The organism is Paenibacillus sp. FSL H3-0302 (genome assembly GCF_037982245.1).
Lineage (GTDB): Bacteria > Bacillota > Bacilli > Paenibacillales > Paenibacillaceae > Paenibacillus_AQ > Paenibacillus_AQ odorifer.
Genome location: NZ_CP150284.1, coordinates 2,050,036 through 2,062,227, shown reverse-complemented (window position 1 = coordinate 2,062,227; position 12,192 = coordinate 2,050,036). Strand labels below are relative to the sequence as shown.

Here is a 12,192-nt window from a genome sequence, read left to right as displayed (position 1 = left end):
TCCTTTTTCATTGAAAAATCTGCACTTTGTTGATATTCTGGATAAAATCGGATAAAAGGTGGCATAGGCATTGAGAGTACACGTCTCGGATCTAAAACCTGGTAATCACCTCAACTCAGACGCTTATAGTTCAAGAGGTCTGCATGTATTACCAAAGGGATCGCTGCTCCAGATAGATGATATCGCCAAGCTGATGCAGCATGGAGTTGATTATGTTGATATCCAGACGTTAGTGGAAGAACCTGCCCCATTAAGCAGACCTTCAATTATTCAGACGGTGACCACTAGTTTTGATACCATGATTGACGGCTTTGAGAATCTTTATATGGAAGCACTATTAAAAGGAAGCTTTAACCAATCCGTGGTTAACGACATTCTTCAGCCTTCGCTTCAATCGTTGGACAAGCAAAAGGATGTAGTCTCCCTGCTGCTTCTGCTCGATCGCGAAGATAATTATACCTACAACCACTCTTTGCAGGTAGGTATGCTCTCTTATTATATTGCAATCTGGCTTGGGTATTCCAAACAAGAATGCTATGAGATTGGACGAGCTGGATATTTAATTGATATTGGAAAATGTAGAATCTCACCTGCTCTATTAAATAAGCCTGGAAAATTAACCGCGGAAGAATTCGAAGAAGTTAAACTACATACTAAGTACGGCTACGAAATTATCCGCAATTCGATGGATGACTCACATACAGCTTTGGCAGCCCTACAGCATCATGAACGTGAGGACGGCTCTGGCTATCCTAATAAGCTAACCAAATCCGAGATTCATCCTTATGCGCAAATTGCTGCTGTAGCTGACATCTATAGTGCGATGACTTCCAAACGCGTCTATCAGTCCAAGCAAGAGCTTATTTCTGTCCTACGTGAACTAAATGACCTCAGCTTTGGTAAGCTGAACGGCAGAACGGTTCAAGCCTTTATACAGCATTTAATGCCCAACTTTATCGGCAAGCGAGTATTACTGAACACGGGGGATACAGGTGTGATTATCATGAACAATCCAGTTGATATTTTCCGTCCGCTGGTAAAGATCGATGGATTATTTGTCGATCTAGCCCGCGAACGTAATGTTACGATTGTGGAAATCTACATGGACTAGGGCGTTTCTTGAGGTCCTGCGTTGCTTAGCAGAAGGTTCAGAGCTGCTGTTTGTACACTAAATCCCCCGGTTTGACTACGGGGGATTTTTTAGTTGTACTTTGTGCAACAGAACCCACGTCTACCAGGCTGAATTCTGATTTAGTTGTACTTTGTGCAACAGAATCCATGTCTAGCGAGCTGAATGGTGATTTAGTTGTACTTTGTGCAACAGAATCCACGTCTTGCGAGCTCAATGGTGATTTAGTTGTACTTTGTGCAACAGTATCCACGTCTTGCGAGCTGAATGGTGATTTAGTTGTACTTTGTGCAACTAGAATTAAGGAAAATGCTCTTTATAAGCACATTTCTCGAAAATAGCTGCACAAAGTGCAATTAACAGTATTTTTATAACGAGAATGATGGTTTCTATTGTACAAACTGCAACTAAAGATTGGTTTCCAGATTACTCCTAAACATTCCTCGATTTTCACCTCTCTCACCTCTCTCACCTCTATTGTTTCCTTCCGACTTCGAAGATAGTTCCTCTTACCCTCAACATAGTAAGGCCCCTCAATTTAATTATCTAACGTAACGTTTGAATTCCTCTTCTAATGGCGAGACTAATATGTGGTTTTAAATTGCTATAGGAGGAAAAAAGCATGCTTCCTGTCCATGAACGCCTTGCCGAGTTGTTCACCCTGAGCCGTAGACGGCAGCTTACTGCTGCTGAGGAAACGGAGCAACAGCAGTGCCTGCAAATTAACGCTACCTACTGCTATGAGATGGCCCGATTACAAAATGAAATCCTATTAGCGGAACAGACAGCTGATCTACAATGGCATCAAGATATTTGTGCACAAATGTTTGAGCTGCGTGTGACGGGCAGGGTATCCAAACGCCCCAAGTAACTGAATCATAGAAATCTTACCCTGCTGCATTATGTTCTTCCGTTCTGCCGTGCTTCCGTGCTTCCGTGCTTCCGTTCTGCTGTTCTTCCATTCTGCTGTTCTTCCGTTCTGATGTTCTTCCGTTCTGCCGTTCTGCCGTTCTTCCGTTCTGCCGTCCTGCTGTTCTGCTGTTCTGCCGTTCTTCCGTGCTTCCGTTCTTTCATTCTTCCGTTCTGCCGTCCTGCTGTTCTTCCGTTCTTCCGTTCTTCCGTTCTTCCGTTCTTCCGTTCTTCCGTTCTTCGGTTGCCTTGTTCCGTAATACCTCTGCCATATTCCACTCTACTCTGATCCACCAAGCCCCGACCACCTTAATCACTATATCCCTATAAAAAACAGCCCACCCCGCAGTTGCCTAAGCAACGGGAATGAGCTGTTGTTCTGTACTGTTCTGTTCTGTTCTGTACTGTTCTGTTCTGTACTGTACTGTTCTGTTCTGTTTTGTTTTGTTCTGTTCTATTCCGTTCTGTCGGTCTATAGGAAGCGGAATTGCGCTTCGATCAGACCGTTGTATACCCCATCACGGGAAGTCAACTCATGATGGTTTCCTTCTTCTTTAATCTCTCCGTGATCGAGGACGACTATTTTATCCGCATGACGGATGGTAGAGAGTCTGTGCGCTACGATAAAGGAGGTTCGGCCTTGAAGCAGGATTTTGAGTGCCTCCTGGATCTTCAGCTCCGTCTCCGTATCAATGCTGGCAGTTGCCTCATCCAGGATTAGTATCCGCGGATTTGCCAAAAGCGCCCGGGCGAAGGAGAGCAGCTGACGTTGTCCCATCGACAATGCGCTACCGCGCTCTTCCACCTCAGTCTCATACCCTCCGGGCAGCTTCATAATAAAGTCATGGGCATCCACGGCTTTTGCGGCATTTTCCACTTCTTCATCTGTAGCCTCCAGACGGCCAAAACGGATATTATCCCGAATCGTTCCCGAGAAAATAAAGGTATCTTGCAGCACGATTCCGATCTGCCTTCGCAGGCTGTCTAACGTAACCCCGCGGATATCTTCACCGTCTATCGTGATTCGGCCGCTCTTAATATCATAGAACCGGCCAATCAGGTTAATGATCGTACTTTTACCAGAACCTGTATGACCTACGAGCGCGATCGACTGTCCTGCTTGAACATCCAGATCAATACCTTTTAGTGCAGCCCGGCCTTTTTCATATTCAAAAATGACCTTTTCAAAGTTAATATCCCCACGAATCGTTCCCATTGGCTTAGCACCAGGATTATCTTGCACCGCCGGTTGCTCATCCAAATATTCAAAGATCCGTTCCGAGGAAGCCATTGCCACAAGCAGCTGATTGTACATCTGCCCAAGGCGATTAATCGGGTCCCAGAAATTGCTGACATAAGAACTGAATGCTACCAGCATACCTACTGTGAGTTCTCCAGATTGGATCAGATAAGCCCCCAGCCAAAAGAGGATCATTGTTCCAAAACCACCTGTGACCTCAATAATCGGACCGAACGCCTGGTTCATCGCAGAGGCTTTGTTCCAGGATTTTTTGCTGTCGGTATTCATAACATCAAAATAATTCATGTTTTCTTGTTCTTGGGTGTAGGCTTGTGTGACTCTGATTCCTTGAATCGATTCATTTAAATGAGAATTAATTCTGGAGTTCTTCATCCGCACGTCCTGCCAAGCGATCCGAATCTTTTGGCGCAGCTTAGTTGAAACAAAGAACATAATCGGAACCGTGACCATTACTGCAAGACCTAGCTTCCAGTTGATCACTAGCAGAATAATGGTAATCCCCATAAGCTGCACGCAGTCAATCATCAGATTGACAACCCCGTTTGTGAACAGATCCTGCAGAGAGTTGATATCATTGGTTACCCGTACTAATACCGAACCTGCCGGTCGTTTATCAAAGAAGTTAAAGGAGAGCTTCTGAATATGCTTGAACAAATCTGAGCGCAAATCATAAATCACTCTTTGGCCTATGATGTTCGTATATTTAATCCGGTACACTCCCGCAATCCATTGAATCAGATATAAAACGATTACCCCTGCTGTAAGCGAATAAAGCAGTGATAAGCTGGGATTTCCCACCTTTGGCGCAATCGCACGGTCAATCGCTAAACTTGTTAGGAACGGGACGGTCAACTTCGTAATGGTTCCTAGAATCATCATGATGGACACCAATGGAAGCATCTGCTTTGCATAAGGCTTCATGTACCCGAACAGTCTGGTGAATTGCTTCCAGTCAAAAGCCTTATCGATGACATCATCATCTTTGTATACAAAACGTTCATCCAGCTCTTGCTGCTCGGCTGCTTTATTTTTTGCTCCCGTAGCGGTCATTGGTTTGGCTTCAAGTTTCATGTGCCTCACTCCTCCCCTCTTCCGGTCGCTCTGGCCAGATAATCAGCATACTGTATCCGGTATACATCCTGATAAGGACCCGGCACTTCAATTAGCTCTTTATGGGTACCACGCTGCTGTACATGACCTTCGTTCATGACGATAATTTGATCCGCATGGCGCAAGGAGGAGATCCGATGGGCAATAATAAGTGTAGTGCGCCCCTTCATGACCTCTTGGAATCCGGCTTGAATCTCGTGCTCCGTCTCCATATCGACAGCGCTGGTCGCATCATCGAGGATAAGAATCCGCGGATTCTTAAGCAGGGCTCTAGCGATGGCAATCCGTTGCTTTTGTCCACCGGAAAGACCCATTCCGCGCTCACCCACCACAGTGTCATAACCGTCTTCCATCTCCATGATGAAATCATGGGCTTTGGCAAGTTGTGCAGCTCGGATAATTTCTTCCATGCTTACATTTTTCAACCCATAGGAGATGTTGTTGCGAATTGAGGAGGAGAACAGGAAGGTCTCCTGAAAGACTGTCGCGATCTGTGAACGCAAGCTGCGAACATTGTATTCTCTGATGTCCATCCCATCCAGTGTGATGCTGCCTTCATTAACGTCATAAGCACGCATCATCAGCTGTGTAATGGTCGATTTACCAGAGCCCGTACCTCCAAGGAACCCTATAACCGCACCAGATTTGGCCTCAAAATCAATGTCTGTAACCGCAGGCATTTTGTTCCCATAAGCAAATGTGACGTGATTAAACGCTACATCTCCCTTAACCTCAGAAGGTACCAGTTCACGGGCGTTCTCTTTATCCTTCACATCAATATTCTGATTAAGTACTTCCAATACACGTTCTCCCGATGCTTTGGACTGTGTATAGTTATTAATATGGAATCCAAGACCCCAAATCGGTCCAATGATGTACCAAATTAAGCTGAAAAAAGCAACCAGTTCGCCTAGTGACATTTTCCCCTTAATAACTAACGTTCCACCTACTCCAAGCAGAATAGCTGCACTGATCGATGCTAAAAACTCCATCGCCGGAAAAAACTTACTCCAGAGCTCAGCGGCAAAAATCTGGTTATTCTTATAACGTTCGTTGCGGTGTGAGAATTTCTCTACTTCATGAGCCTCTCTCGCAAATGATTTGACGGTGCGCACACCCGTGATATTCTCCTGTACAGCCGTTGTCAGAGAACTGAGTGCAAGACGCATCTCTTGAAAGGCCGGGTGAATCTTAGACTCGAATTTTAGCGCAATAAACGCCAGGATTGGCATCGTAATCAAAGTTACTAGAGTAAGCTGCCAATTGAGTGAGAACATCATAATCGAACCAAAAATGACCATAAAAAAGACATTCAGCAACTGAGCAAAACCGAAACCGATAAAGTTACGAATCGCTTCCAAATCTCCGGTTAGCCGGGACATCAAATCTCCCGTTTTCGCGGTATCATAATAACGGAAAGATAGGAATTGCAGCTTCTCATAACAAGCATTACGCAGCCGGTATGCAAGAAAGTTACCTAGCCGTCCTCCAAAAAATCCATGTGCAAACTGCAGGCATGCTTTTACTATTACTACAGCTAACACGCTCAATGCGAGCACTGGCACCTCTGTAAACTTAAGTGGCACAATAACATCATCGATCAGCTTTCTTAACAAATTGGGGGTAATCAGCCCCACTGCAGTTGCAGCGGCCAAACATATAATCGAAAGAATCAGAAAATGCAGCTTCTCCCGATAATAACCGCGCAGTTGCCTGAGAACATCCATATCTCTCCTCCTTAAGGCTTACTTAGTAAGCAATTTTTTGTATAAAACAAATGTTACATCGTAAGCTAGCTTTTTTTAGCGCTTACAATTTAGTGACTTTAAGCAGTGTATCATCCATAATTTAATGCGGCAAAGGGGAGAATTGCGCGTTTTTGCGGTTATTTCGGAAAAAAGCAGCATCTACATGATATAAAGGACCCTCGTTATCTTAAAATGCTCGTGTTTCCTCCTTAATCCTGATGAATTAAGAATCTACATGATTATTGTAATCATCGTGTAATATTAGGAGGACCTTTATTCGGTTTTTTGCATAATTATTGGAATTTATTCCGGGATACGAAGAGTTCACTTTTTCGCCGTCTTAAATTTGCCTCAGATGTAAAACTTTTACCACAATTTACCGTAATATAGTAATACAACACTTTTTACTTATATTATGGAGGGGAACTATATTGAAAAAGCAGCTTGTTTTATCTTGTATTATCGCCATTATCCTTCTTTCAGGGTGTAGCAATACAAATAACATTAACCCTACGGACGCAAACACTGCGATCAACGAATCTAAAAACTTGTTTAATTTCGGGGAAATCTCCTCAAAAACTGATACAGCACCCTCACCTGAAAAAATGCTAAGAGAAATAAGCAATTTTGTTATTGCTGACATTTGGAATGTGGGGTTTGTAGATGTTATCTCATACACTAGAAGTGGTACAAGCAGTACAGGAGCGAGCATGGACATTGACTTTACGATCGAACAGCTTGGCAAAGCCATGGAAGAGAAAAAAGAATACGATACATATATGAACGAGTTAGATATTAAGTATGATTCTATAAAAAAAATATGGGCCAAGCTTTCCCCAGAAATTGATCTTTTATATAAACAGATCCAGGAGACACCTCCAAAAGCAAACGATAACAGCTTAAAACTTGATGCAGGTAAATTTAATCAATATTCAGAGGCTTTTAGTAAAGAAGTGAATGATCTGGCAAAACAGTAACCTTTACTATATATAAAAAAAACCGCCAATGATTTGGCGCCATTCTATTCTTTCTCTCATAAAATATTAAATCTACAATGAGAGGTTAGGTGAATAGGATGAGTATACAGTTTCTTGATATGCGAATTTCACAGGGCAGCACTATGGATGCACAAAGTCTTAATTTAGTTCGTTCAAGTGCAATTTTCGGTGACATTGGACTTCAGACAGTAAATGTTACCCCGGCCAATGCAGGTTTAGTGAGAGTCACATTGAATGCTTTTGCCAGACTTAGTGTTGATGTCAGCATTATAGTTCAGAATGATGTTACTTTTAGTATTTACCGCAATAATATATTAATTTTTAGTACAACCTACCCTGGAAACATTAATAATACAACGACCCAATTTGAAATGGTTGGAATAACCGCTGTCGACTATCCGCCTTCGACCGATGTGCTTACCGGCCAGATCCAATACACCATTATAGCATCAGCGATTAGAACGGCATCTCTGGGAGCCAGATCCTTCAGTGGAATTGCCGTTGCCGGAAATGGATAATTAAAAATATTAAAGGTGTGTCCCCGGAGCATTCGGGGATTTTTTCAATTGTGCCAATAAAAAAGCATCCGCAGAAAAATATCTACGGATGCTTTGAAGAAATATATAAGTGTTAGGAGGACGGGCCTCCATTCATAAGCGCTCTTATTAACCGATTGAACCTTCCATTTCGAACTTGATCAGACGGTTCATTTCGACCGCATATTCCATCGGCAGTTCTTTTGTGAACGGCTCGATGAAGCCCATGATGATCATTTGAGTCGCTTCTGCTTCTGTGAGGCCACGGCTCATCAGGTAGAACAGTTGCTCCTCAGAAACTTTAGACACGGTTGCTTCATGCTCAAGAACGATGTTATCGTTCATGATTTCATTGTAAGGAATAGTATCCGAAGTGGACTCATTATCCAAAATCAGCGTATCACATTTAATGTTCGATTTCGCACCTTCTGCTTGACGGCCGAAGGAAGCTAGACCACGGTAAGTTACTTTACCGCCATGTTTACTGATGGATTTCGATACAATGGTGGATGTTGTATCTGGAGCCAAATGGATCATCTTGGCACCCGCATCCTGATGCTGGTCTTTACCTGCTACCGCGATGGATAGTACTGAACCTTTAGCACCACGGCCTTTAAGAACAACCGCAGGGTATTTCATGGTCAGCTTGGAACCGATGTTACCATCGACCCATTCCATAGTAGCATTCTCTTCTGCAACCGCACGTTTCGTAACGAGGTTGTAGATGTTTGGAGCCCAGTTCTGGATTGTGGTATAACGAACGCGGGCGTTCTTCATACACAAGATTTCAACAACCGCACTGTGCAGAGAGTTCGTGCTATAGATTGGAGCAGTACATCCTTCTACGTAGTGCACGAAGCTGTCTTCATCAGCAAGGATCAAAGTACGTTCGAATTGTCCCATGTTCTCAGAGTTAATACGGAAGTAAGCCTGCAAAGGAACTTCACATTTCACACCTTTAGGAACATAGATGAAGCTGCCGCCTGACCAAACTGCACTGTTAAGTGCGGCAAACTTATTATCGGTTGGAGGGATGATCGTCCCGAAATATTTTTTCAGAAGCTCTGGGTGCTCACGCAATGCAGTGTCGGTATCTGTAAAAATAACCCCTTGATCTTCAAGGCTCTTCTGCATGCTGTGATAGACTACCTCAGATTCATATTGTGCCGATACGCCGGCGAGGAACTTCTGTTCCGCTTCCGGAATCCCCAGCTTATCAAAGGTTTCTTTGATTTCGGAAGGAACTTCTTCCCAAGTCTTCCCTTGCTTCTCTGAAGGTCTTACATAGTATTGAATATCCTCGAAGTCCAAATCATCCATATTGCCGCCCCATGTAGGCATTGGCATTTTACGGAACTGCTCCAAAGATTTCAAGCGGAAGTCAAGCATCCACTGTGGTTCATTTTTGATTGCTGAAATTTCTTTAACAATTTCGGCCGTCAAACCTTTACCAGACTGGAATATCGATTTATGCTCATCACGGAACCCGTACTGGTATTCTTCCATATCAGGCGCTTTCTTAGCCATGGTGTCAGCCTCCTTGTTCTACTGTTATTTATGTTGCTCTTCTTCGTCAATTCCTTTACGAAGTGCGTTCCAAGCCAGTGTTGCGCATTTGATCCGCGCAGGGAATTTATTCACACCCGAAAGGGCTTCAATGTCTTCGTAATCTCCAAAATCCACGTCTTCACCCTTCATCAGTAAGGAAAAGTTATCGGCCAGTTCAAGCGCACGTTCAACCGTTTGTCCTTTGATCGCCTCAGTCATCATCGAAGCCGATGACATACTGATCGAACAGCCTTCACCATTATAACGGGCATCCTTTACGATTCCATCCTCTACCTTAAGCTGAAGAGTAATCCGGTCACCACAGGTTGGGTTATTCAGTTCAATTTTTAGAGCATCATCTTCAAATGAACCGCGATTTCGAGGACTTTTATAATGATCCATAATTACGCGTCTGTATAAGTCATCCAAGTTCATAGCTGAAGTACTCCTTTGTCTTGATTAAAGCGTCCACCAGTCGATCTACATCCTGCTCGTTATTATACAGATAAAAGCTTGCACGTGCTGTAGAGCTGGCTTCCAGCCAGCGCATCAGCGGCTGACAGCAGTGATGCCCGGCGCGGATGGCAATGCCTTCCGCATCTAGCACTGTAGCGACATCATGCGGGTGAACGTCACCCAGATTAAAGGTGACAACGCCGACTTCTCGATTTCGAGGGCCATAAATGTTCAGACCCTCGATCTCTGACAGACGTTGCTCTGCATACGCTGCAAGAGCTTTCTCATGGCGGTGTATCTCATCCAAACCGATTTCTTGTAAGAAATCAATGGCTGCACCTAGACCAACAGCACCAGCTATGATCGGCGTACCGCCTTCAAACTTCCAAGGCAATTCTTTCCATGTGGATTCATAAAGACCCACATCATCGATCATCTCGCCACCGAATTCGACGGGCTCCATGGCTTCGAGAAGTGCTCTCTTGCCATACAAAGCGCCAATTCCGGTGGGTGCGAGCATTTTATGACCAGATAGTGCATAGAAATCACAATCCAGATCCTGCACATCGACCTTCATATGTGGTGTGCTTTGTGCACCATCTACGACAATTACTGCACCATGACGATGAGCAATAGCCGCAAGCTCTTTAATAGGATGAGTTACTCCCATAACGTTGGATACATAAGCGATAGCAACGATTTTGGTTTTATCCGTAATCGTCTGCTCGGCAGCTTCCAACGTAACCGTTCCATCAGGTTGCAACGGTATATATTTTAATGTAGCACCGGTCTTCTTAGCGAGCTGCTGCCATGGAATCAGATTACTATGATGCTCCATTAAGGTGATGACGATTTCGTCGCCTTCACCCACAGCAGAGGGTCCGTAAGAAGAGGCCACAAGATTTAAGGCTGTAGTTGTTCCGCGCGTAAAGATAATTTCTTTAGTGCTGCGGGCGTTAATAAACTTAGCTAGCTTCTCCCGGGCTCCCTCGTAGGCATCGGTTGCTCGGCTGCCTAAAGTATGGACGCCACGGTGTACGTTGGCGTTATCCCACTCATAATACGATTTGACCGCCTCAATTACTTTCCGAGGCTTCTGTGAAGTAGCAGCACTGTCCAGATAGACCAGTGGATGTCCGTTCACATTTTGGTTCAGTATGGGGAATTGCTCCCGGATGGCGTTGCTAATCATTGCACTAACTTCCTTTCCACAAGAGATTGGAGCTGATTGCGCAGTCCCTCCAGTGGAATTTGTGACACAACAGGAGCCAAGAAGCCGTAGATGATCAGAGTCTCTGCATCATGCCGTGTAATTCCGCGGGACATTAGGTAAAAGACTTGCTCGTGATTGACCTGTCCTACGGAAGCGGCATGGCCGGCTGTAACATCATCTTCATCAATAAGCAGGATCGGATTGGCGTCACCACGGGCTTTTGGACTCAGCATCAATACTTTTTCCGTTTGCTGGCCGTCCGCTCTAGTAGCACCTTTCTCAATCTTGGTGATTCCGTTGATGATAGAAGTAGCAGAATCACGCATAACTGCACGAGTGATCATGTCACTTGGTGTGCTTTTGCCAAAATGCTGAGCTTGAGTGGTGTAATTCAGTTTCTGTGATCCCGTACCTACTGCAATTACTTTAGCATCGGAGCTAGAACCGTTGCCTTTAAGCACAGACTTGGTATCACTCGCAGTATCTCCGTAGTTCATCTCACCAACGATCCATTCGATGACTCCGTCATTCTCAACAACAGCCCGGCGATAAGTTACATCTGTAGTATCTACACCAAGCTGATGCACTGTAGCATAACGAACTTTAGCGCCAGCGCCCACGAATACCTCTACCGCACCATTGTGTAGTCCAGCTTCTTCTTTATCCGATACGTAGTTGTCTACATAGGTTACGGAACTGTTAGTATCAGCTACGACCAGAATGTGTGGAACAAAAGTAGCTTCCGCATCATCCGTTAACAGCACTGCTTGAAGCGGAGTTTCAATAACAACATTCTTAGGAACATAGAGGAATACTCCACCATTCCACAATGCAGCATGAAGCGCTGCGATAGAATGTTCGTCTGGCTGAATGGCTTTATGCAAGTAACGTTGAACCAAATCTCCGTGTTCTTTAACAGCTGTCTGTAGATCTGTAAAAATAACACCCTGTTCTGCAAGCTCAGGAGCGATACGTGTATATACTGCACCGGAGTTGCGTTGAATAATCAGGCTGCCTTCCTCCTGATCCTTGATCAAGGAAGAAATAGATGCAGGTGCATCACTTAGCGAAGCAAAAGGTTCACTTGCTTTATAGCTACCATAATTATTGACATTCCAACGATCAATCCGTGTCTTCTCTAATTTAGGCAGTGTCAGAGTAGCTGCCAATTCTAGTGCCTTCAAGCGGCTTTCTTTCAGCCAACCCGGTTCGCCGCTGCTGTGCGATAATTCGCTCAAGCGTTCGGCATCCACCGGAAGAATGGTCTGTGTCGTCATAGTGGTC

The 12,192-nt window shown here is 44.4% G+C and carries 11 protein-coding genes; 4 read left to right on the top strand and 7 right to left on the bottom strand.

From position 1 onward, the window contains the following. Positions 1–70 precede the first annotated feature (70 nt). Positions 71–1,111: an HD-GYP domain-containing protein gene (locus MHH50_RS08905; RefSeq protein WP_076219643.1), complete on the top strand. Its 1,041-nt coding sequence runs from the start codon at positions 71–73 to the stop codon at positions 1,109–1,111. A gap of 640 nt (positions 1,112–1,751) precedes the next feature. Next, positions 1,752–2,000: a hypothetical protein gene (locus MHH50_RS08900; protein WP_076124783.1), complete on the top strand. Its 249-nt coding sequence runs from the start codon at positions 1,752–1,754 to the stop codon at positions 1,998–2,000. Between the two features lie 29 nt (positions 2,001–2,029). Here MHH50_RS08900 and MHH50_RS08895 read toward each other — a convergent pair whose 3' ends face one another. From MHH50_RS08895 to MHH50_RS08885, 3 genes are all read right to left on the bottom strand, one after another. Continuing rightward, entirely contained in the window at positions 2,030–2,332 is a 303-nt protein-coding gene (locus MHH50_RS08895) for a hypothetical protein (protein WP_340034205.1), read from the bottom strand. 178 nt (positions 2,333–2,510) lie between these two features. Then, positions 2,511–4,349: an ABC transporter ATP-binding protein gene (locus MHH50_RS08890; protein ID WP_172628886.1), complete on the bottom strand. Its 1,839-nt coding sequence runs from the start codon at positions 4,347–4,349 to the stop codon at positions 2,511–2,513. 26 nt (positions 4,350–4,375) lie between these two features. After that, positions 4,376–6,136 carry an ABC transporter ATP-binding protein gene (locus MHH50_RS08885; RefSeq protein ID WP_036684103.1) on the bottom strand — a complete coding sequence of 587 codons (1,761 nt, stop codon included), beginning with the start codon at positions 6,134–6,136 and terminating at the stop codon, positions 4,376–4,378. Positions 6,137–6,588: 452 nt separating this feature from the next. Between MHH50_RS08885 and MHH50_RS08880 the strand changes: the two genes are divergently transcribed. Then, the gene (locus MHH50_RS08880) at positions 6,589–7,134 is read left to right on the top strand and encodes a hypothetical protein (RefSeq protein WP_340034204.1); all 546 of its coding nucleotides are present in this window, start codon (positions 6,589–6,591) and stop codon (positions 7,132–7,134) included. A 98-nt stretch (positions 7,135–7,232) separates the two neighbouring features. After that, complete coding sequence (locus MHH50_RS08875) at positions 7,233–7,673, top strand: hypothetical protein (RefSeq protein WP_340034203.1); 441 nt, start codon at positions 7,233–7,235, stop codon at positions 7,671–7,673. Between the two features lie 147 nt (positions 7,674–7,820). On the opposite strand, the gene sufB is transcribed toward MHH50_RS08875, so the two are convergent. From sufB to sufD, 4 genes are read right to left on the bottom strand one after another with little or no spacing between them, the layout of a single operon-like run. Continuing rightward, positions 7,821–9,218: a Fe-S cluster assembly protein SufB gene (sufB, locus tag MHH50_RS08870; RefSeq protein WP_036684335.1), complete on the bottom strand. Its 1,398-nt coding sequence runs from the start codon at positions 9,216–9,218 to the stop codon at positions 7,821–7,823. Positions 9,219–9,242: 24 nt separating this feature from the next. After that, positions 9,243–9,674, bottom strand: a complete 432-nt coding sequence (gene sufU / locus MHH50_RS08865; RefSeq protein WP_036684339.1) for a Fe-S cluster assembly sulfur transfer protein SufU — start codon at positions 9,672–9,674, stop codon at positions 9,243–9,245. Next, a complete protein-coding gene (locus MHH50_RS08860; protein ID WP_076219340.1) occupies positions 9,661–10,887 on the bottom strand; it encodes a cysteine desulfurase in 1,227 nt (408 codons plus the stop codon). The genes sufU and MHH50_RS08860 overlap by 14 nt, the downstream gene beginning before the upstream one ends. Then, the gene (gene sufD / locus MHH50_RS08855) at positions 10,884–12,185 is read right to left on the bottom strand and encodes a Fe-S cluster assembly protein SufD (RefSeq protein ID WP_036684344.1); all 1,302 of its coding nucleotides are present in this window, start codon (positions 12,183–12,185) and stop codon (positions 10,884–10,886) included. Before sufD ends, MHH50_RS08860 begins: the two co-directional genes overlap by 4 nt. Between the last annotated feature and the right edge of the window lie 7 nt (positions 12,186–12,192).